Origin of the sequence: Streptomyces sp. NPDC050315 (assembly GCF_040655775.1) — a bacterium.
Taxonomy (GTDB): Bacteria; Actinomycetota; Actinomycetes; order Streptomycetales; family Streptomycetaceae; genus Streptomyces.
In genome coordinates this window covers 1,594,805-1,615,986 of sequence record NZ_JBFAKN010000001.1, presented here as the reverse complement: position 1 = coordinate 1,615,986, position 21,182 = coordinate 1,594,805, and the positions used below count along the sequence as shown (strand labels likewise).

The 21,182-nt window shown below is 71.8% G+C and carries 18 protein-coding genes and 1 tRNA gene; 13 read left to right on the top strand and 6 right to left on the bottom strand.

Translation table 11 applies throughout. The features are described 5' to 3' along the window. Positions 1–432: 432 nt before the first annotated feature. From AB0I82_RS06950 to AB0I82_RS06925, 6 genes are read left to right on the top strand one after another with little or no spacing between them, the layout of a single operon-like run. Positions 433–1,449 carry a Gfo/Idh/MocA family oxidoreductase gene (locus tag AB0I82_RS06950; RefSeq protein ID WP_363256009.1) on the top strand — a complete coding sequence of 339 codons (1,017 nt, stop codon included), beginning with the start codon at positions 433–435 and terminating at the stop codon, positions 1,447–1,449. Further along, positions 1,439–2,398, top strand: a complete 960-nt coding sequence (locus AB0I82_RS06945; protein ID WP_363256008.1) for a sugar phosphate isomerase/epimerase family protein — start codon at positions 1,439–1,441, stop codon at positions 2,396–2,398. Before AB0I82_RS06950 ends, AB0I82_RS06945 begins: the two co-directional genes overlap by 11 nt. After that, the gene (locus AB0I82_RS06940) at positions 2,391–3,728 is read left to right on the top strand and encodes a M20/M25/M40 family metallo-hydrolase (protein WP_363256007.1); all 1,338 of its coding nucleotides are present in this window, start codon (positions 2,391–2,393) and stop codon (positions 3,726–3,728) included. Before AB0I82_RS06945 ends, AB0I82_RS06940 begins: the two co-directional genes overlap by 8 nt. Further along, the gene (locus AB0I82_RS06935) at positions 3,725–4,906 is read left to right on the top strand and encodes an Ldh family oxidoreductase (RefSeq protein WP_363256006.1); all 1,182 of its coding nucleotides are present in this window, start codon (positions 3,725–3,727) and stop codon (positions 4,904–4,906) included. The genes AB0I82_RS06940 and AB0I82_RS06935 overlap by 4 nt, the downstream gene beginning before the upstream one ends. Continuing rightward, entirely contained in the window at positions 4,903–5,859 is a 957-nt protein-coding gene (locus tag AB0I82_RS06930) for a Gfo/Idh/MocA family oxidoreductase (protein ID WP_363256005.1), read from the top strand. The genes AB0I82_RS06935 and AB0I82_RS06930 overlap by 4 nt, the downstream gene beginning before the upstream one ends. Next, positions 5,856–6,266: a hypothetical protein gene (locus AB0I82_RS06925; protein WP_363256004.1), complete on the top strand. Its 411-nt coding sequence runs from the start codon at positions 5,856–5,858 to the stop codon at positions 6,264–6,266. Before AB0I82_RS06930 ends, AB0I82_RS06925 begins: the two co-directional genes overlap by 4 nt. Positions 6,267–6,332: 66 nt before the next feature. Here the strand turns inward: AB0I82_RS06925 and AB0I82_RS06920 are convergent. Continuing rightward, positions 6,333–6,406 (bottom strand) — tRNA-Met (locus AB0I82_RS06920). Positions 6,407–6,484: 78 nt separating this feature from the next. Further along, the gene (locus AB0I82_RS06915) at positions 6,485–7,360 is read right to left on the bottom strand and encodes a sulfite exporter TauE/SafE family protein (protein ID WP_363256003.1); all 876 of its coding nucleotides are present in this window, start codon (positions 7,358–7,360) and stop codon (positions 6,485–6,487) included. A 129-nt stretch (positions 7,361–7,489) separates the two neighbouring features. On the opposite strand from AB0I82_RS06915, the gene AB0I82_RS06910 reads away from it, so the two are divergent. After that, on the top strand, positions 7,490–8,260 hold the full coding sequence (locus AB0I82_RS06910; RefSeq protein WP_363256002.1) for a helix-turn-helix transcriptional regulator: 771 nt from the start codon (positions 7,490–7,492) through the stop codon (positions 8,258–8,260). Positions 8,261–8,331: 71 nt separating this feature from the next. On the opposite strand, the gene AB0I82_RS06905 is transcribed toward AB0I82_RS06910, so the two are convergent. Together AB0I82_RS06905 and AB0I82_RS06900 are read right to left on the bottom strand one after the other, a co-directional pair. Continuing rightward, positions 8,332–9,459, bottom strand: a complete 1,128-nt coding sequence (locus AB0I82_RS06905; RefSeq protein ID WP_363256001.1) for an FAD-binding oxidoreductase — start codon at positions 9,457–9,459, stop codon at positions 8,332–8,334. 203 nt (positions 9,460–9,662) lie between these two features. Further along, positions 9,663–9,857, bottom strand: coding sequence for a CsbD family protein (locus AB0I82_RS06900; RefSeq protein ID WP_363256000.1), 195 nt, complete (start codon positions 9,855–9,857; stop codon positions 9,663–9,665). Positions 9,858–10,092: 235 nt separating this feature from the next. Between AB0I82_RS06900 and AB0I82_RS06895 the strand changes: the two genes are divergently transcribed. The 4 genes from AB0I82_RS06895 to AB0I82_RS06880 all read left to right on the top strand — a co-directional run bounded on the left by AB0I82_RS06895 (position 10,093) and on the right by AB0I82_RS06880 (position 16,278). Next, complete coding sequence (locus AB0I82_RS06895) at positions 10,093–11,796, top strand: amidohydrolase (RefSeq protein WP_363255999.1); 1,704 nt, start codon at positions 10,093–10,095, stop codon at positions 11,794–11,796. Further along, positions 11,793–12,026: a DUF3311 domain-containing protein gene (locus tag AB0I82_RS06890; protein WP_363255998.1), complete on the top strand. Its 234-nt coding sequence runs from the start codon at positions 11,793–11,795 to the stop codon at positions 12,024–12,026. Before AB0I82_RS06895 ends, AB0I82_RS06890 begins: the two co-directional genes overlap by 4 nt. After that, positions 12,023–13,459, top strand: coding sequence for a sodium:solute symporter family protein (locus tag AB0I82_RS06885; RefSeq protein WP_363255997.1), 1,437 nt, complete (start codon positions 12,023–12,025; stop codon positions 13,457–13,459). Before AB0I82_RS06890 ends, AB0I82_RS06885 begins: the two co-directional genes overlap by 4 nt. 71 nt (positions 13,460–13,530) lie before the next feature. Beyond that, positions 13,531–16,278, top strand: a complete 2,748-nt coding sequence (locus AB0I82_RS06880; protein WP_363255996.1) for a SpoIIE family protein phosphatase — start codon at positions 13,531–13,533, stop codon at positions 16,276–16,278. 52 nt (positions 16,279–16,330) lie between these two features. Here AB0I82_RS06880 and AB0I82_RS06875 read toward each other — a convergent pair whose 3' ends face one another. Further along, positions 16,331–17,194: a LysR substrate-binding domain-containing protein gene (locus AB0I82_RS06875; RefSeq protein WP_363255995.1), complete on the bottom strand. Its 864-nt coding sequence runs from the start codon at positions 17,192–17,194 to the stop codon at positions 16,331–16,333. 207 nt (positions 17,195–17,401) lie between these two features. Here AB0I82_RS06875 and AB0I82_RS06870 point away from each other — a divergent pair, with 207 nt between their 5' ends. Next, a complete protein-coding gene (locus AB0I82_RS06870; RefSeq protein WP_363255994.1) occupies positions 17,402–18,442 on the top strand; it encodes a bile acid:sodium symporter family protein in 1,041 nt (346 codons plus the stop codon). A gap of 10 nt (positions 18,443–18,452) precedes the next feature. Then, positions 18,453–19,022, top strand: coding sequence for a putative glycolipid-binding domain-containing protein (locus AB0I82_RS06865; RefSeq protein ID WP_363255993.1), 570 nt, complete (start codon positions 18,453–18,455; stop codon positions 19,020–19,022). Positions 19,023–19,043: 21 nt separating this feature from the next. Here the strand turns inward: AB0I82_RS06865 and AB0I82_RS06860 are convergent, their stop codons facing one another. Further along, positions 19,044–20,972 (bottom strand): sialidase family protein, encoded by a 1,929-nt coding sequence (locus tag AB0I82_RS06860; RefSeq protein ID WP_363255992.1) that lies wholly within the window; start codon positions 20,970–20,972, stop codon positions 19,044–19,046. Between the last annotated feature and the right edge of the window lie 210 nt (positions 20,973–21,182).

Sequence of the window (21,182 nt, the reverse complement as noted above, 5' to 3'; positions counted from 1 at the left end):
ATGTGCGATCAACGTACTAGTCGCCCTCGCGCTTCGTTAGCGGTGGCTCGCCCCACGGGATGCCTCCAGCTGAACCTGACGGGTAAAAATCGCCAAGCCGTTCGGTCGCGCCCGGTCGCACACTGGCGTACTGCGGGGACGCGCCGCACCCATCGCCCCCGCGCCCACCTGGCTCGATTCATCAGCGTCAATACGTCGTGCGGATCATGGGGAATCCGGCCATCCGGTCGGTGACACCGCGTTTCCGGTCCCTACTCGGCATTTTTTGGTCAGCATTAACTTTGGCCAATGATTTTTCACAGGACCGCCCATGTTTTCCTGTGCGCCGCGGTGGGGCAGATGGAGAAACGGCAATGAAAAAAGGCTCATGTGCGCCGCTCCGGCCCTTTTCTCGGAACGGAACCGCACCGAAGCCGAAGGAGGACGCGAACCGTGTTGCGCACGCTGATCGTCGGCCTGGGGCGCGCGGGCCTGGGCCTGCACGTACCCGTACTGCTCAAAGCGCGGGCGCAGGCCCCCGGCGCATTCGCCGACCGGCCGGTGGTGGCGGTCGACACCCGTGCCGCGTCCACCGGCCGGCCGCGGCGGGACCTCGTCATAGCCGACTCCTTGCGGCAGGCCCGGGAGCTGCTCGACCCGGCACACACGGTCGTGCATGTCTGCACCCCGCCGTCGGTGCGCGCCGAGGTGCTCCGCGATGTCGCCCTGCTCGGCTTCACCAAGGTGGTGGTGGAGAAGCCACTTGCCACTGACGGGGATGCGCTGCGGCGCGTCCTCGCCGTGGTGCGGGACCACGGCCTGTCCCTGTCGGTGGTCGCGCCCTGGCTCCACAGCACACTGACCGAACGGCTCATCGCGCTGGTCGAAGACGGCAAGTTGGGTACCGTGCGTACGGTCACCGTGGCGCAGCACAAGCCCCGCTTCCGCCGTTCACTCGCCAACAGCGGCCACTCCTCGGCCTTCGATGTGGAGGTGCCGCATTCCCTGGGTGTCCTCCTCCAGCTCCTGGGCGACGCGGAGGTGCGCGAGGCGTCCTGCACCGACCTGACCCTCGGGGAGAGCACGGTGCCCCGCATGGGCGGCGCCCGGCTCACACTCCAGCACCACGGGGGAGCCCGGAGCGAGATCGTCTCCGACCTGACCGCACCGCTGCGACAGCGGCAGATCACCCTCGACATGACCGGGGGAACCGTCGTCGGGCACTACCCGGTCGGCCAGGACGACGACTTCGCCCAGCTGGAGACGGCCCGCGCTGGACGGACGGTGCGTGAGATCTTCGAGGACGATGCACTCACGTCCTTCATGGTGCGTGCGTACCGGCGTTGGGCGAGCGGCCCGGGGGAGGACGACCTGTGGCTCCATGTACGGACCGCTGAACTGCTCGATGATGCAAAGAGGTTGGCCGTACGCAACATCGATTGTTGGGAGCCGCTCACTCATGTCAGTTGATGCATCCTCAGTAACGGGCGGCCGACTCCCCGACATCCAGTACGCGGGGATCGGCGACGAGGCAGCCCCTGACCTGGCCGGGCAGCTCGACGCACTGCGCCGGCTGGGGTGGCGGTCGATCGAGCTGCGTACGGTGGACGGCACCGCGATCGCGGACCTGGATGACCGCGCTTTCGCACGGCTGTCCAGCGGACTCGACGCCGCCGGGGCCGATGTCGTCTGCGTCGACTCCCGCATCGCCAACTGGGCCCGCCCGATCACCGGCCGCTTCGAGGACGACCTCGACGAACTGCGGATCCTCGCCCGGCGCTGCGCCACGCTGGGCACCCAGTACGTCAGGGTCATGTCGTACCCCAACTCTGGCCTCAGTGAAGCCGATTGGGGGCGGCGGACGCTGCGCCGAATGACCACTCTGGTCCAGCAGGCCGAGCAGTACGGCCTGGTCCTGTTGCACGAGAACTGCAGTGGCTGGGCCGGTACCCGTGCCGACCGGATGCTCGACCTCCTCCATCACATCGGCAGCCCCGCCCTGCGGCTGCTGTTCGACATCGGCAATGGGGTGCCGTACGGCTACGACGCCCGCGCGGTGCTCGATGCCGTCATCGAGCACGTCGCCCACGTACACGTCAAGGACGCCCGCCCGAGGGCGGGGAGCCAGGTCGATGACGCGTATGGGGCAGGCGAGGTCGAGTACACACTGCCGGGAGAGGGGGATTCCGGTGTACGGGAGTGCCTGACGGCGCTGCTCCGCCATGGCTACACCGGTGCCTGGTCGATCGAACCGCACACCCATCTGCGCCCGCACGACGATCACAACACCACGGACGACGACGGCGTCGCGGCGTTCGTCCGCTACGGCCGGTCGCTGGAGCGGCTCGTACAGCTCGTACAGTTGGAGGTCGCCGCCGGGTCGGTGGTCACCGCCGACGACGGGGGTGCCCGTGCCTGACAACGCGCGCCCCGCACGGCTGAGCCGCACCGACCGTGAGCTGCTCCTTCACCTGCTGGACACCCCCACGGCCGGTCCGCTGGAAACCGGCGGTGACGGCCCCGCCGTACAACTCTGGGAGGCGGGCCGGGCGTACGCGGCAGCCGCCGGGGCACTGGGCCTCACGGTGGTACGCCACGCGCCCGCCGACCCGGCGGTGCTGGACCGCGACGACGTCCCCGAGACCGTGCGGCAGGCCGCGGCGCGCGACCCCGGATTTCTGGAGTGTCAGCCCAGCCTCGTACTGCAGCTGGGCCCCCAACTGCCGCAACACGCAACGCTGATGTTCAACGTCCACCTCGACACCGTGGCCGGCTGGTGGCCGGCCCGCTTCGACGGCACGCGGTTCAGCGGCCGGGGTGCCATCGACGCCAAGGGCCCGGCGGTCGCCCTGCTGGCAGGCATCCGGGCAGCCCGCGCGGCGGAGCCGGCCCTGGGAACGCGGGTCGGTGTCATCATCCAGGCGGTCGCGGGCGAAGAGGGCGGCGCCATGGGGACGTTCGGCACCCGGCCGCTGGTCGAGCAGGGCTTCATCGGCCGGCTGAACCTGTTCTGCGAGCCCACCGGCCACCGCTATCTGCCCCGTGCCACGGCATCGATGACGGCCGGGTTGCACGTCCGGGGCGAGGACGCGGTGGACGACCACCCCGAAGCCGGTCACAACGCGACCGTACTGCTGGGGCACCTCAGCAGCTACCTGGCCCGCACCCTGCCCCCGCGGATCACGGACGGCCGGGTGTGCGTGGCAGGCGTCCACACCGGACAACGGCACAACCGCGTGTACGGCAGCGGGCAGTTGCTGCTCAACATCTCCTACGGCTCCCCGGCCGCGGGTCGGGCCGCCGAGGCCGCGCTCCAGACGTCGTTGCGCGAAGCCCTCGCCGACTTCACCTCGCGGGCCGCCGGCACCTCCGACCTCGCCCGGACGGCGGCCGACGCCGCGGCGATCACTTCCCTGCGGTGGTACAAGCGCGCACTGCCCGCCTTGGAAGACCCGGGCCGCACACCATGGGCCGAAGCGCTGCTGGCGGACGACGCGGGGCTGACCCGCTGGCCGGCCGACGAACCGCCCTTCACCTGCGACGCGATCTGGATGAACGGCGTCCCCGACGCTTACACCGCCGTACTCGGTCCCGGGCATCTGGGTGCCAACCGCGCACATGCCGACGGCGAGTACGCCGATGCCGCGGAGCTCGACAGGTACGCCGACGACATCGCCCGCGTACTCATCGGCTTCACCCGCCAGGCCCTGCAGGGCAAGCCCGACGCCGAGGAGATCACCACCGCATGACCTCATCGATCCACCCCACCACCGACGCCCTTCCGGACCGGCCCACCGAAGAGACCACTGACGAGACCACCGTGCGGGTTCCTTACCAGGACCTCCTCGCCTTCATCACCGATGTCTTCGGCACCAGGGGACTGCCGGACGCTCGGGCGCGTGCCGCCGCCGAGGCGTTGTGCCACGGCGATCTCACCGGCTTCACGAGCCATGGCATCACCAACCTCACCCGGCTCTACCTGCCCATGCTCGATGCGGGCCGGTGCGACCCACGGGCGAAACCCCGTGTGCTCGCTGACCAAGGTGCTTCGGTGCTGCTCGACGCACGGCGGGGCCTCGGCCTGTGGGCAGCCTCCGACGCCATGGATCTGGCGGTCGAGCGGGCCCGCCAGTACGGCATCGGCATGGTCTCGGTCCGCGGTGCCACGCACTTCGGCTGCGCCGGATACCACGCCCTGCGCGCCGTCGACCACCACATGGTGGGCCTGGTCACCGCCAACTGCGGTTGGCAGCAGCTCACTCGGCCCGTCGGCGGTCGCGCCCCGATGCTCGGCACGAACCCGCTCGCCCTCGCGGCCCCCGCCGGTGACCATCCGCCGTTCGTCCTGGACATGAGTACCACCGTGGCCCCCACCGGCAAGGTGCGCGAGGCGGCGCGCGCCGCGCGTGAGGTACCGGCCGGCTGGCTCGCGGACGACCACGGTGCGCCGGTCACCGACCCGACCGCCTTCGATCGTGGCGAGGCGCATCTGCGCTGGCTCGGCGGCGACCCCAACACCGGCGCGTACAAGGGCTTCGGGCTGGGCCTGTTGGTGGAGATACTCTCCGCACTCGTTCCCGGGGCGGGCCTGGGCCCGCACCCGGAGACCGGGGAGCAGCCGACCGGCCGTGACGACGACATCGGCTATCTGACGCTGGCGATCGCGCCGGGCCGGCTCCGGCCCGAGGCGGACTTCCGCACCGAGGCCACCGGCATGTTCGGCGCCCTGCTGGGCTGCCCGCCGATCCACCCGGACGAGCCGGTGCGCTACCCCGGCTGGCCGGAGGACGCCCGTTCCCGCGAACGCCGCGCGAACGGTGTGCCGCTCACGCGGGCGTTGTACGAGGAGATGCTCGATCTGGCCCGGACCAGCCACCTGCGCTTCCCGATACCGATGGGGACCGCCCGCGAGGGAGGCGCGGCATGACCGTACCCCGCATCGGCCTGATCGGCCTCGGCGTCATCTCGCGCTTCTACCTCGCCGCACTGGCCCGCGAGGCAGGCGCCGAACTGGCCGCGGTGTGCGACCCGGACGAGACCAGACTCACCGGCGCGCCGCCCGGAGTACCGCGCTACCGCAACCACCAGGAGTTGCTGCGCCACGCGGACGTGGACGCCGTGGTGGTCAACGTTCCCAACGATCTGCACTTCCCTGTGTGCCGCGACGCGTTGACGGCCGGCCGCGCGGTGTGCGTGGAGAAACCGCTGACCACGAAGCTGAGCGATGCACGCCACCTCGCAGAGCTGTCCCGCGAAGCCGACGTTCCACTGTTCACCTCCTTCCACCGGCGCTACAACACCGAGGTGAACGCTCTCCTGGCACGGCTCCCCTCCCACGCCCCGATCACTTCCCTGACGGTGCGTTATGAGGAGACCATCGAGGAACATGCAGGCCAGGACCGTTGGTACCTCGATCCCGACCGTTGCGGGGGCGGCTGCGTCGCCGACAACGGTCCCAACGCCTTCGACCTGGTACGGCTGTTCCTCGGGGACGTCCACGTCACCGAGGCTGCCGTACGGCGTGACGCACACGGCGTGGACCGGCAGGCGACCGTACGGCTGGCCGCCGCGTCCGGCGCGGTGGCACGGGTCGAACTCGACTGGTCCTACCCGGGGGAGCGCAAGACGGTCGAGGTGCGGCTGGCCGATGGCACCGTGGAGACCGCCGACATGCTCGCGGGCCACCCGGAATTCAAGGGCTCGTTGTGGCACGAGTACGTGGGCGTACTGCGCGACTTCACCGACGTACTGGCCCGTCGCCGCACCCTCGATCGTTCCCACGGCCCGGACGGCCTCGCCGCCCTGGAGTTGGTGGCCGACACCTACGCACACGAACGTGCCGACCGTTCCCGCTCACCACAGGAGGCAGCCCGTCCATGACACCAGGAGAGGACGGGCCCAAGCGCACGGTCCACGGACGGCTCGTGAAGGTGCTCATCCACCGGCGGGAGGACCGGGGCATGTCCCTGGAGCCCTTCGCCGGGCGGTGCGTACGGCGTGGCGAGGTGCATGAGCTGGTGACCACCGACCACACCGAAACGGCTGCCGGTGCGCGCATCGACCGGGTCGGATTCCTGGGCTTCCTGGAAATCGGCTGCGCCGGTGTCATCGACCGCGGCGACGAAGTGTGGCTGGAAGACCGCCGCATCGGAACGGTCCTGGGATTCGATGCATGCCACTTCCCGAACCACTACAACATCCTGATCCACACCCCCGGCCTCCTCACGGGCCCGCAACTGGGCCTCGCTCCGGAAAGGGAGGTGCGTTTCGTACAGGCTGAGGGGTGAACAGAGCTGAGGGGTGAGCAAAAGCCCCGGGCCCGGTGGATGTCATCCACCGGGCCCGGGATTCAGTAGCGGGGACAGGATTTGAACCTGCGACCTCTGGGTTATGAGCCCAGCGAGCTACCGAGCTGCTCCACCCCGCGTCGGTGAACACAACCCTACGCGTCCGGAGCCCACACACCTAATCGGCGCCTTCCGTGCCTCTCGCCCCACCTCTCGGCCTAGCCCGTCGGCAGCATCGCGACCGCCACCACCGAGAGCAGTCCGATGTAGGACCACGCGTAGAGGCGGTCCGGTATGCGCGGCGGGCGCCGGCGCAGTATCGCGATCACCGGCAGGGCTCCCAGGAGCAGCGCCGCGGCGGCGCCGGGGTCGACGAGACCCACCAGGTGCGCCTGCGCGTCCGCGCTTGCCGGGAGCGCATAGCCGCCCAGGGAGATCAGGGCGGCCGGGAGCGCGATGGCGAGGGTGAGCGGGTTGGCCAACGCGGTCGCCACATGCATCGTGTGCCCGGCCCGCCGCATCGCGGGCACGGTCAGGACGCTGCCGCCCACGCCGAGGAAGGCGGCGACCGCGCCGACGGGTGCGCCGACGGCGGCGGGCAACGGCCGCGGCGCGTCGGCAGGCGCCTCGACCTGTGTGCGCGGACCAGCCTGTGTGCGCGGATCAACCTGTGTACGCCGATCAACCTGGGTACGCCGATCAACCTGTGTGCGCGGGCGGAGGAATCCGGGACGCAGCAGCAGGTCGACGATGGTCAGAATGATGTATGCGATGAACGCCCAGCGGGCCAGGGCGGGTGGGGCGAGGCGCGTGGCGAGCGCACCGGCTGCGGCGCCGGCCGCCAGCAGGAGGAGGAGCGCGCCGCTGCCCCGGAGGGCGGCAAGCACCCGCCGTGGCGTGACCGCGGTCGCGAATCCGGCGTTCACCACCATCACCAGGGCCGAGGTGGCCGTCGCGACCCGCATCGCGTCCGCGCCGAGCGCGGCGTCCGCCCACACCACCACCGGGACCGCGACGAACCCGCCACCGAACCCGAACAACACGGTCGTCACCCCGGTGAGAAGCCCGATCCCGATCAATGCCATAACGTCCACCGGCAATGCCATAACGTCCACAGGATCCAGTCCACCAGCCGCACGAGGCTTCTCGCATGCGAAAGTCGGCGCTCTTCTTTCGCATCTCGGCCAGGACGTCGTCAGTGTGTCGGCCAGTACGGTGACTCGGTGAAGAACGTCCCCCTGGACAGCGTCGACCACGTCGACCGGGCCGTCCTGCCGATCGGCACCGACTACCCGTCCGGCCACGTACTGGACTGGCACGAGCACCGGCGCGCGCAGTTCCTCTACGGCGCCACCGGCGTCATGGTCGTCGACACCGACGAGGGCAGCTGGACCGTTCCGCCCGAGCGCGCCGTCCTGATTCCGGCCGCCACCCCGCACCGCGTCCGCATGCTGGGGGTGAGCACCCGCAGCCTGTACATCGAGCCGGACGCCGTCCCCTGGTGGCCAGCCACCTGTACGGTCGTGGACGTACCGCCGCTGCTGCGCGAACTCCTGCTGGCCGCCGTCGAGTTCGAGGCCGACTACCGCCTCTCCGGGCGGGAGGGGCATATCGCCGCGCTCCTCCTGCACGAGATCGCCGCGCGCACCCCGCTCCCGTTCCACGTCGGGATTCCCGCCTCCGCCGATCTCGCGGCGCTCTGCCGCGGGTATCTGTCCGCCCCGGACGCCGGTGTCACCAATGCCGCGTGGGCCGCGCGGACGGCCATGAGCGAGCGGGCCTTCACCCGGCGCTTCCGGGCGGAGACCGGCGACAGTCCGGCCGTCTGGCGGTCCCGCGCCCGGCTGCTCGCGGCCGTCCCGCTGCTGCGCACCGCGCCGGTCACCGAGGTCGCAGGGCACCTCGGCTATGCCTCGCCCGCCGCGTTCACCGCCGCCTTCACCCGCGCCTTCGGCACACCCCCGTCCCGCTTCACCACGCGTGCGGGAACGTGATCGCCGGAGGCAAGAGCCACACAGGCTCTACCGGAGGTCGGAGCCACACAGGCCCCAACGGCCAAAGAGCGTCAGCGGAATCGGCCGGGCCGGAACGCCGCCAGCACCGGGCTGCGTTCCCCGGTGACGATCTCCTCGGCCAGCAGCTCGCCGACGATCAGGGCGAGCGTCGCGCCGCTGTGGGTGAATGCCACGAACAGGCCCGCCACCTCGTCGAGTTCACCGAGCACCGGCTCGCCGTCCCCCGGGATCGGCTTGCGGCCCACACCGAAGGAGTCGAGTTCCAGGCGCGGATGGCCGGTGAGGACGGCCGACGCCTCGCGGAGCAGCTTCTCCACCGTGGAGTCCTTGACCTCGTAGGTGCCGTCCGCATGGGCGATCACCTCGCCCGCCGTGGCGTCGGAGTCCATCACCAGCGCACCGTCCGGAGTGGGCCGCAGCGCTACCCGCGGGGTGTTCAGCGTGGCGCGCAGGGCCGTGCCGAAGGGCGTGGTGTGTACGAGCAGCGCCTTGGACGTCGCGTCGGGGATCTCCACGCCGAACTGCCGTACTGTGCCCGGTACATCGGCCCCCGTCGCCAGCAGGACCGTGTCTACGTCGATGCGTTCGCCGGTGCCCGTGCGTACGGCGGCCGCCCGGTCGCCCTCGACGACGACGGAGGCGGGACCGGCGCCGGTGACGATCCGGCCGCCGCGCGCGGTGAGGTCGGCGGCGAGCTGCCGGACGAGCGGGACGAGGTCCACCCAGCCCTCGCCCGGGTTGAAGATCGCGCCCTCGTCGGGGATCGCGTCCGGGGCGACGCCGGGCGTCCACCGCGCGACTTCGTCGCGGGTCAGCCACTCGGCGTCGTACCCATTGCGCCGCATGTGTGCGAACGCCGTCCGGTGCGACTCGGCCGCGCCGGGCCGCGCCCAGGTCAGCCCGCCGTCGAACTTCAAGTAGTCGGAGGAGGGGACCCGGGTGGCGTACGTGCGGTACCGGTCCATGCCGAGCAGCCGGAGCCGGTGGTACGCCTCGGAGCGCTTGCCGCCGAAGGAGTTGAGCCAGGACAGCGACCGGCCCGAAGCGCCGTCGGCCAGTTCGCCCTCGGTGACCAGGACGACGTCCGCACCGCGGCGGGCGAGCTGCGCGGCGGTCGACACCCCGATGACGCCACCGCCCAGGACGGCGACGCGTAGACGGTGAGCGGAAGTTCGCATACAGAATCCTTTGCAGCTCTCGTCGTGAGAACGTTCTCACGGCCAGCGTGTGGGAACGTTCTCACGCCGTTCTCCGGACCGTCAAGACGCTCCTGGACCGTCAAGACGCCCCTGGACCTCAAGACGCCCCTGGACCTCAAGACGCAACGGCCCGACGGCCGCTCACAAGGAACGGGCCGCCGGGCCGCGCAGGTGGTGCCGGGTCAGGTTTCGTCGCGGTCCGTCAGGGAGTCCTTCATCCCCCGGCTCTGGCCCTTGGCGTCGTCCATGGCGTTCTTCGCCTTGCCCTTCGCCTCGTCGGCGCGGCCCTGGCCCTTCGTCCGGCTGTCGCCGGTGGCCTTGCCGGCCATCCGCTTGGCCTTGCCCTTGAGCTTGTCCATGGCGCCCTTGTCACCCATGCCGGAACTCCTTCGTCTCATTCGGCGGGACGGCAACCACGCTGCCCCACCCCTCGCCGGCCCGCACCCCGGGATGGGCCGGGCCGGTGCGGTCGCCGGGCCGCTGGACTCCTGCGACCCACCCTCTTCTGGTCCTGTCGCACCGGGCGCCCAGCGGGCAGCATGTCGGAATTCGTTGCCGATCAACTCCATGCCGATCAGCAGGCGCCGGCCTGCGTCAGGTGGTGACCGCTCGATGCCCGAGGTACCCCGTACCGCCGATCCATTCACAGCCGCCGATCTGGTGCTTCTCAACGGCACGGTCCGCACGATGGACCGGGCCGGTACGACCCGTACCGCTCTCGCCGCGCGCGGCGGACGGGTACTGGCCGTCGACGACGACGCCGCGGTACGCGGGCTCATCGGGCCGCGCACCCGGGTACTGGACCTCCAGGGCCGCTGCGCGGTGCCGGGGTTCATCGAGACCCACAACCACCCCACCTTCTTCGGGCTGACGCTCGCCGCGGACGTCGACGCGGGCAGCCCGCCCAACGCCACCATCGCCGACATCGTCGCCCGGGTGGAGCAGGCCACCGCCGACGCCGAACCGGGCACGTGGGTGCGCGGCTACCGGTACGACGACACGCTGCTCGCCGACGACCGGCACCCCACCCGCGCCGACCTCGACCCGGTGTCCAAGGACCGGCCGGTCTGCCTCCAGCACGTCTCCGGCCACTTCTGTGTACTGAATACAGTCGGCCTGCGACTGCTCGGCATCGACCGGAACACCCCCGACCCGGTGGGCGGCGCGATCCACCGGGACGCGGCGGGCGAGCCGGACGGGGTGCTCGCGGAGACCGCCGCGTTCGCCGCGTACGCCGCCATGCCCAAGCCGGAGACCGCCGACCTCGCCGAGGCGATCGGGCTGGCCGGTGACGCCTACCTCGCGGCCGGCGTCACCACCGTCCACGACACCGGCCTCGGGCTGGTCGGCGGGCCCGCGGAACTCGACGCGTACCGGCTGGCGCGCCGCAAGGGACGGCTGCGCAACCGCGTCCGGGCGTACCTCGTGCAGGACCTCTTCCCGGGGCTGGGGCGCGGCGAGCTGAGCCCCGTCGAGGCCGGTGTCGCGGGGCTGGGCGACGACCTCTTCCGGGTGGGCGGCGTGAAGCTGTGGGCCGACGGCTCGTTGCAGGGGCTGACCGGCTGCGTCTCGGAGGGGTACGCCTGCGCGCCGGACAAGAACGGGCTGCTGATCTTCCCGCAGGACGACCTCAGCAGGCGGGTGGCCACACTGCACGACGCGGGCTGGCAGGTCGCGATCCACGGCAACGGGGACGCGGCGATCCAGGCGGTCCTGGAGGCGTACGCGAAGCTCGGCCTCGACCCGCTGGAGGGCGACCGGCGGCACCGTATCGAGCACTGCCAGATGGTCAGCGAGCGGCAGCTGGACCAGATGGCCGGCGCCGGCATCCTCGCCTCCTTCTTCATCAAGCACGTCTACTACTGGGGCGACCGGCACCGGGACCGCTTCCTCGGCCCCGAGCGGGCGCGGCGCATCGACCCGCTCGCCTCCGCGGTCAAGCACGGCGTGACGTTCGGGCTGCACTCGGACACGCCGGTGGTGCCCGTACCGCCGCTGGAGGGCATCTGGTGCGCGGTGCGCCGGACGACCCGCGACGGCCACGAGCTGGGGCCCGAGCAGCGGGTGGACGTGGACACGGCGCTGCGCGGCTACACCAGCCAGGCTGCCCACCTCGGCTTCGAGGAGCGCGAGAAGGGCAGTCTGGAGCCGGGGAAGCTGGCGGACATCGCGGTGCTCTCCGCGGACCCGGGCGCCGTCGCGCCGGACGCGGTGCGGGCGCTCCAGGTGGACGCGACGGTCATCGGCGGTGAGGTCGTGTGGGGCGGCGCCGGGCTGGACACCGGGCGCCCCGCCGAGGGAGGCGGGGGCCGGTGAAGGACAGCCGCAAAAGCCTCGGCATCGGACTCGGGGTGCCGGTCCTGGCGATCCTCGTCGTCATGCCGCTGATCGCGGACACGGACGTGTACCTCCTCGGCATCCCGCTGCTGTGGGCGTGGATGTTCGCCTGGTTCCCGCTCACCAGCCTGTGCCTGTGGGTGGCCTGGCGGATCGACGAACCGCGGTACCGGGACGACGCGCGCACCGACGAGGAGGCAACGAGATGACCGCGGCGATCTTCTTCGGCGTCATGGCGGTCTCCGTCCTGGTCGCCTTCAGCGCCCGGCGCGGGATGAAGAACATGTCGATCGGGGAGTACCTCGTCGGCGGCCGCTCCTTCCCGCCCTGGCTGCTGTACTTCCTCGCGGTCGGCGAGATCTACAGCATCGGCACCATGATCGGCTTCCCGGCGGGCATCTACGCGGGCGGCGCGAGCTACGGCATCTGGTTCCTCGGCTACATCCTGCTGGCCTATCCGCTGGGGTACTACATCGCGCCGCTGATCTGGCGGGCCGGCGTGCGGTACGACGCGATGACCATCCCGGACGTCTTCGGGCGGCACTTCCGCAGCCGGAGCCTGGAGCTGGTCACGGCGGGCGCACTGCTGCTCGCGCTGGTGCCGTGGGGCCAGTACCAGTTCATCGGCATGCAGGTCGTGCTGCAGGCGCTCGGGCTGCCGATCAGCCCCGTGCAGTCGGTGATCCTGGCGGGCGTGATCGCCTTCCTCTACCTGGCCGTCTCTGGGGTCCGCTCGCCCGCCTTCGTCGCGATCCTCAAGGACGTGCTGATGGTGCTGGGCATCGTCGTGGCCGGGGTGGTCGCGGTGACGGCGGGCGGCGGCCCGGCGGAGGTCTTCGGCCCGCATTCCGTGCCGCGCGCGCAGATGACGATGAGCGGCTCGCCGATGGTCTTCGCGCTCACCACCATCGTCTTCCAGAGCGTCACCTTCTACCTGGGCTTCTCCGCCGCGTACATCTTCACCGCCAAGTCCGAGCGGGCGATCAAGTCCTCGACGGTGTGGATGCCGGTCTACATGCTGATGTATCCGTTCCTGGTCGCCACCGCCTACTTCGCCTTCGCCGACCGGCCGGACGTCAAGGATCCCAACACGGTCTTCATGGCGGTCGTCCAGGACCGGCTGCCGGACTGGCTGGTGGGCGTGGTCGCCGCGGGCGCCGGCCTGTCGGGCGTCCTCGTACTGGCCGTCACCGCGCTCACCATCGGCGGCATCGTCTCCCGCAACCTCGCACCGAACATCCGCCCCGAGGCGCAGCGCCGCACCACCACGGCGGTCGTCGCGGTCTTCCTGGTCGCCGCCGCGGTGCTCACCCTCACCGCCTCGACGCTGATGCTGACGGTGCTCAACCTGACGTACTACCTGCTCGGCCAGCTCGTACCGGGCTGGCTCGCGCTGATGTTCTTCCGGCGGGTGCGGCCGTGGGCGGTCTCGGCGGGGATGCTCGGCGGAATCGCGGCGTCCATCGTGCTGTACGTGACCGACCCCGGGCTCGGCGGCATCAACGCGGGTCTCGTGGCGGTGGCCTTCAACTGCGTACTGATGTTCGGGCTGAGCCTGCTGCGCCCCGGCCCGGCCACCGAGCCGGTGTCGGCGCATCCCCGGGTGACGTCCGGTCAGGGCGTCTCATCGGGCACCCCGTAGGCCGGTCGCGCGGCCCTGCGGCAGGAGGGAGGCAGCGGTGTTAGAAATTGGTTATGGCGGGACTTCGTCGGATGCGTCACCCTTTGCGGGCAGGGCCGCGCTCCCTGCTGAATCCGCGCAGCCTCGCCGGACAGGTCTTCGTCCTCCAAGTGGTCATCGTGGTGCTGCTGGTGGCGGCCGCGGTCTCGGCCCTGGCCCTCCAGGCCACGCGGGACAGCACGGACGCGGCGGAGCACCGGTCGCGGTCCGTGGCCGAGACCTTCGCGGCCTCGGCCGGCGCTGCCAGGGCGATGGACGGCCCGCACCCCACGGCGGACCTGCAGCCGCGCGCCGAAGCGGTGCGCAAGCGGGCCGACGTGGACTACATCGTCGTCTTCGGCCTCGACGGCATCCGGGTGACCCACCCCGACCGGAAGCTGATCGGCAAGCACGTGGTCGGCGCCTTCGGCCCGGCTCTGGAGGCCGCGCGCAAGGGACAGCCGTTCACGGAGATCATCCCCGGCGGCCCCCTGGGGGACGCCGTGGACACCACCGCACCCATCACCCGCGCCGACGGCTCCCTCGTGGGCATGGTCTCCGCCGGCATCACCCTGGAGCGCGCGGAGAACACCGTGGAGCGCCAGATGCCGGTGCTGCTCGGCGCCGCCGCGCTGGGCCTGGCGCTGGCCGCCGGCGGTACGGCCCTGGTGACCCGGCGGCTCCGCCGCCAGACGCACGGCCTGGGCCAGGCCGAGATGACCCGGATGTACGAGCACCACGACGCGGTCCTGCACGCCGTGCGGGAAGGCGTGGTGATCCTCGGCGGCGACGGGCGGCTGCTGCTGGTCAATGACGAGGCGCGGCGGCTGCTGGAGCTGCCCGACGGCCGCCTGGACGGGCGCCCCGTCGACGAGCTGGGCCTGCCGGACCGGCTGGTGGAGCTGATGCGCTCCGGGCGGTCGGCCACCGACGAGGTGCACCACGCGGCCAACCGCCTGCTGGCCGTCAACGTACGGTCCACCGCACGCGCGGGCGGACCGCGCGGCAGCGTCACCACGCTCCGCGACACCACCGAGCTCGCCGCCCTGACCGGCCGCGCCGAGGTCGCCGGCGAGCGGCTGAAGCTGCTGTACGAGTCGGGGGTGCGGATCGGCACGACGCTGGACGTGGTGCGTACGGCGGAGGAACTGACGGAGGTGGCGGTGCCGCGGTTCGCCGACATCGTCACCGTCGACCTGCTGGAAGCGGTGACCGAGGGCGGCGAGCCGGCGGCGCACACCGACTGGCGGATGCGGCGCCTGGCGGCCGGCGGCGGCCACGGCGACCTGCCGCTCTACCCGGTCGGCGACCTGGTCGACTTTGTGCCCACCACGCCGCAGGTGGCGTCCTTGGAGAGCGGCCGCGCCATGCTGCAGACGGACCTGCTGCGGGACAGCGCGTGGGCGAACCAGGACGCCGTCCAGAAACAACGGATCCTGGACTACGGCGCGCACTCCCTGGTGACGGCGCCGCTGCGGGCGCGCGGCGTGGTCATGGGCATGGCCAATTTCTGGCGGCTGGGCGACTCCCCGCCCTTCGAGGAGGAGGACCTCTCCTTCGCCGAGGAGGTCACCGCGCGCGCCGCGGTCTGCATCGACAACGCCCGGCGCTACGCCCGCGAACACGCCATGGCCGTGACCCTCCAGCGCAGCCTGCTGCCCCGCGGCCTCCCCGAGCAGGACGCGCTGGACGTGGCCTGGCGGTACCTGCCGGCCCAGGCGGGGGTGGGCGGCGACTGGTTCGACGTCATCCCGCTGCCGGGCGCGCGGGTGGCGCTGGTGGTGGGCGACGTGGTGGGGCACGGGCTGCACGCCGCGGCGACGATGGGACGGCTGCGGACCGCGGTGCACAACTTCTCCTCGCTGGACCTGCCGGTGGACGAACTGCTCGGCCATCTGGACGAGCTGGTCACCCGTATCGACAGCGAGGAGGACAGCGAGGGCGCCCGCGGCTGGGAGGGCGTGACGGGCGCGACCTGCCTGTATGCGATCTACGACTCGGTGAGTGGAGTATGCACGGTGGCCACGGCCGGCCACCCCGGCCCCGCGCTGATGGGCCCGGACGGCACGATCACCTACCCGGAGGTGGCGCCCTCCCCGCCGCTGGGGCTGGGCGGCCACCCCTTCGAGCCCACGGAGCTGCGGCTGACCGAGGGCTCGTCCCTGGTGCTGTTCACCGATGGCCTGGTCGAGGACCGCGGACGCGACATCGACGACGGCCTGAACATGCTGGCCGGAGCGCTGGAACGGGCCGCGGGCCGCAGCCCGGAAGAGATGTGCCAGGCCGCCGTCGACGCGATGGTGCCCGAACGCCCCTCCGACGACATCGCGCTCGTGGTCGCCCGCACCCGGCTGCTCGCACCGACGAAGGTCGCGGACTGGGAGGTGGCCCCGGACCCGGCGGAGGTGGGCCGGCTGCGCGCCGAATGCGGGGCACAGTTGGCGGAGTGGGGTCTGTCGGACATCGTCTTCAGTACGGAGCTGATCCTCAGCGAGCTGATCACGAACGCGATCCGGTACGGCGCGCCGCCCGTCCGGCTGCGACTGCTCCGCGACCGCTGTCTGATCTGCGAGGTGGCGGACAGCAGCAGCACGGCCCCGCACCTGCGCCGGGCGACGAGCACGGACGAGGGCGGCCGCGGGCTGTTCCTCGTCGCCCATCTGTCGCAGCGGTGGGGGACCCGGTACACCCCCGGCGGCAAGGTCATCTGGACCGAACAGCAGCTCTCGGGGGCCAGCGCGGCCGCCCTTGAGACGCCGGCCGACGTGCTCCTGGATCAGTTCGACGACACGGGGTTCTGAGGCGCGTACGCAACCCGGGAACTCTGACGCACGCTGCCACTGCCGCACCGTCCTACGGCAGGTGCAGCCGGTCGCCGCCCGCCAGGATCGCGGCCGCCAGCGCCTCCGCCGGGCGGCTCGCCGGGGCGTCCGGGCGGCCGTGCACCAGGACGAAGTCGACACCGCCGAGCTCCGGCAGCCCCGCCCGGGCGCCCACCCGGACCAGCCCCGGCGGGATCATGCCGAGCGAGTGCGCCATCACGCCGAGCCCGGCGCGGGTCGCCGCGATCAGCCCGTTGAGGCTGCCGCTCGTACAGGCGATGCGCCACTCGCGGCCCTGCGCCTCCAGCGCCTGGAGGGCGCGCGCCCGGGTCAGCGCCGGCTGCGGGAAGAGCACCAGCGGTACCGGCCGCTGCGGATCAAGCCGCAGCCGCTCGCTGCCGATCCACACCAGCTTGTCCCGCCAGATCAGCCGCCCCTGCGGATCCTCCGGGCGCCGCTTGGCCAGTACGAGGTCCAGCCGCCCCGCCGCCAGCCGCTCGTGCAGCGTCCCCGACAGCTCGACCGTCAGCTCCAGGTCCACCTCCGGATGGTCCCGGCGGAATCCCTCCAGCACCTCCGGCAGCCGGGTCAGTACGAAGTCCTCGGACGCGCCGAACCGCAGCCGGCCGCGCAGCCGCGTCCCCGCGAAGAAGTCCGTGGCCCGCTCGTTGGCCTCCAGGATCGTGCGCGCGAAGCCGAGCATCGCCTCGCCGTCCTCGGTCAGGTCCACTCCGTGGGTGTCCCGCGCGAACAGCCGGCGCCCGGCCGCCGCCTCCAGCTTCCGCACATGCTGGCTGACGGTCGACTGCTGCACCCCGAGGCGCTGCGCGGCCTGCGTGAAGCTCAGGGTCTGTGCCACGGCCAGGAAGGTCCGCAGCTGTACGGGATCGAACACGCTCCGAGCCTACCCCGGCCATCTCGATCCGTAATGACAGTGACTACGGTAAGAGGGCTTCCCGATTGCCGATCGAGGAAGCACTCTGGAGAAGGCACCGTCCATGCCCCGGGGCATACGGCACACCGCATACGGGACACCACGTACGGGATACCGCATCGAGATGACCGCATACCCCGGCCCGAGCCGTCGACCGATAGAGAGACCATGCGCCGCCCTCAGCTGAAGATCCCCTCCTGGCTCCCCGTGGACGGATACATCCTGGCGCTCATCGGCACGGTCGTGCTGGCGGCGCTGCTGCCCGCCAGAGGCCCCGTGGCCACCGGCGCCGAGGGCGCCTCGACCGGCGCCGTCGCCCTGCTCTTCTTCCTCTACGGCGCCCGGCTCTCCACCCGTGAGGCGATGGACGGCCTGCGCCACTGGCGCCTGCACCTCACGGTCCTGGCCTTCACCTTCGCCGTCTTCCCGCTGCTCGGCCTGGCCGCGCGCGGCCTCGTGCCGTACGTGCTGACGCCCCAGCTCTACACCGGGCTGCTCTTCCTGTGCCTGGTGCCCTCCACGATCCAGTCCTCGATCGCGTTCACGTCCATCGCACGCGGCAACGTCGCGGCGGCGATCTGCGCGGGCTCCTTCTCCAGCCTGGTCGGCATCGTTCTCACCCCGCTGCTGGCGGCCCTGCTGCTGGGCGGCGACGGCGGCGGCTTCTCCGCCGACTCGCTGCTCTCCATCGTCTTCCAGCTGCTGGTGCCCTTCCTCGCCGGACAGCTCCTGCGCCGCTGGATCTCCGGCTTCCTCACCCGGTACAAGAAGGTGCTCGGCTATGTCGACCGCGGCTCGATCCTGCTGGTCGTCTACACCGCGTTCAGCACCGGCATGGTCCAGGGCATCTGGGGCCGGGTCTCCTTCTGGCGGCTGGTGGAGCTGGTGGCCGTCGAGGCCGTACTGCTGGCCGTCATGCTGACGCTGACCACGTACGGCTCGCGGAAGCTGGGCTTCCCGCGCGCCGACCGCGTCGCGATCACCTTCGCGGGCTCGAAGAAGAGCCTGGCGGCAGGGCTGCCGATGGCCAGCGTGCTGTTCGGCGCCCAGGCCAGCCTCGCGGTGCTGCCCCTGATGCTCTTCCACCAGATGCAGCTGATGGTCTGCGCGGTGATCGCCAAGCGGTACGCACGCCGAGCGGAGGCCGCGGAGGCCGCCGGGTCCTCCGGCGCCGTGTCGGCCGCCGGCCCGGTGGGGGCGCGCCCCTAAGCTGCCGTCCATGACGGGCCATCACGTCCTCACCTGGGACGTCACCGCGAGCAAGGGCATCGAGACCGCGTGGGTCGACCTCGGCGAGCGGACGCTGTCCGCGCACGGCCGGGCGGTGGGCACCGTACCGGAGGCGTACTGGATCACGTACGAGCTGGAGACCGGCGAGGACTTCGTGACGCGGCGGCTGCGGGTACGCGCCGAGAGTGCGGCCGGCAGCCGCGAGCTGGATCTGCGCCGCGACGACGAGGGACGGTGGACCGCGGGCGGTGAGCCGCTGGCGGGCCTGGAGGGCGCGCTCGACTGCGACCTCGGGCTGTGCCCGCTCACCAACACCATGCCGCTGCTGCGCCACGGCCTGCACCGCTCCCCGGGGGAACACGAGTTCGTGATGGCGTGGGTGTCGGTGCCGGAGCTGGCCGTACAGCCCTCCCCGCAGCGGTACGCGCACCTCGCCCGCACGGAGGAAGGCGCCCGGGTGCGGTACACCTCGGGCGCCTTCCAGCGCGACCTGGAGTGCGACGGGGACGGCCTGATCGTCGACTATCCGGATCTGGCGCACCGCACCCAGACCCGCTGACCGGCCGTCCCCGCCTCCTCGTCAGTCCCCGCGCACCTGGTCCAGCGGCAGCCGGAGCACGGCCGGCGCCGCGGCCGGTGCGTTCTGCTCCCGTACCGCCGCCAGCTCACGGTCGCTCAGGGCGCGCCCGTAGACGCGTACCTCGTCCAGCGCTCCCGTGAAGTGCGCGCGAGCGTCCGGCTTCTGGCCGAGATGCACCCCGAACGTGTCGTTCCGGCTGACCGATCCGGGCACATCGGCCACCGAGGTGGTGTGCATACCGTCCACAGTGAGCGACAGACGGTCGCCCGACCGGCGCAGCGCGAGGTGGTGCCAGCGCCCGTCGTTGGCCGCGCCGGCCACGGCGGCCTGCGCGGACTTCGCGGGCCCGGCGCCCGCGAGCGCCGTGAGGTCCGCCGTGAGCCGGTTCTTCGCGGGGTCGGCGCGCAGCGCCACCTGCGGCGCCCTGCTGCCCACGCCGCCCATCCACAGCAACGGCTGCTCGCCGCTCTTCGCCTCGTACCGGAACCAGAGGCTGCAGGTGAAGTCGCGGTCGCCCAGCGGCAGCGACGAGCGGAACGGCAGCCGTACGGCGTCGTCCTTGCCGTCCAGCGCCAGCGCCTGCCCGAAGCGGCCGTCGGCCGTACGGGCGCCGCCCAGCACGGCGGCCGGCCGGGCGCCGACGCCGCTGTCCGGCGTCGTCGGGTCCGGCCCGCGGCGCGGCCCGAGCCAGTCCTCGGTGAACCGCGCGAAGCGGATCTCGTCCCGCGCGTCCACCGCGCCGCCCTCGTAGAGCAGCCCGACTTCCCCGGACTTGATGTTCGTCATGTCCGAGTAGCCGGACCAGTCGGTGGTGATCCGCCCACCCCGCTCCGCACCCTCCCACGTGCGGCCCTCGTCGTACGAGGAACGGATGGTCATGGTGCGCCGCCGGTCGGGGTCGGCGGGCGCGGCGAACAGCAGCCTGCTGTAGCCGTCGGCGGCCCGCGACCGCAGCCGCAGCACCGAGCCCTGGACCATGGGCGTGTACAGGTCGGGAATGGCCCGGAACGGCTCGGCGAAGGACTGTCCGCCGTCCCGGCTGACCGCCGCCGTGCGGTGCCCCAGGTCCGTACCGTCCTGCTCCCGCCCGTTGACGTAGATCCCGCCGTCCGCACGCTCCACGAGCGTCATCTCGGACGGCTTCTGGCGGAACGTTCCGTCCGACGCGGTCCGCCAGGTGTCGACCGCGCCGGTGTGCCACTTGGTGCCGCCGTCGTCGCTGTACATCAGAGCGGCGTGATTGGCCGTTATCCGGCCGCCCCCGTAGCTCTCGGCGTTGACCGCGTAGACCAGCCGCCCTGCATACCGTCCGCGGGTCAGCTGAATACCGTGTACAGGCCCGGTCGCGTACCAGGAGTTCCACGACGGCGGCCGGAGCGCGGACGTCATGTCCCGGGGCTTGGACCAGGTACGGCCGTCGTCGTCGCTGTACTGCAGGTGCGGCGTGCGGTCGCACGGTATATCGCAGTTGCGGCCGTCGTCGCGGCCCTTGTTGTAGGTCTCGGCGAGGACCACGCGGCCGGTCCGGCGGTCGACGACCGGCGCCGGATTGCCGTGCGTGTCGCCGCCGCCCTCGTTGACGACCTGGAGCGGGCCCCAGGTACGGCCGCCGTCGGTGGACCGTTTCAGCACGAGGTCTATGTCGCCGGCGTCCCCGCAGTCGTTCACCCGGCCCTCGGCGAAGGCGAGAAGGGTGCCGCGCGGGGTCGTCACGATCGCGGGGATACGGAAGCAGGCATAGCCCTTTTCCTGGGCGGCCTTGAAGAGCACCTGCTGGGTGAGGCCGGCCGGGGCCGCCTCGGTGGGGGGTTGGGCGTGTGCGGGAGTCGGGGGGAGGAAGGCGAGCGCCGCCGTGGCCAGCGTGGCCCACCAGCGGCGTCGCCCGAGTCTCGGGCCGGGACTGCGGTGTTCGCTGAGATCTGACGTCATGGTCCGACCTGCCCTTCGAGGCATCGGCGAGGCATCGGCGTCGGCCGCGCGGCGGGTCCGGGAAGGTTCCCCGGGGCCCGCCGGACGGATCATCTGGACATCCCACGTATGGACATCCCACGTCCCATGTTCGTGCGGAGGAAGGTACTTGTCCCGCAGGCGCCCCGGCAAGGACCGTGCGTCACCCGGATTGGCCGGGGAGTGTCCCCG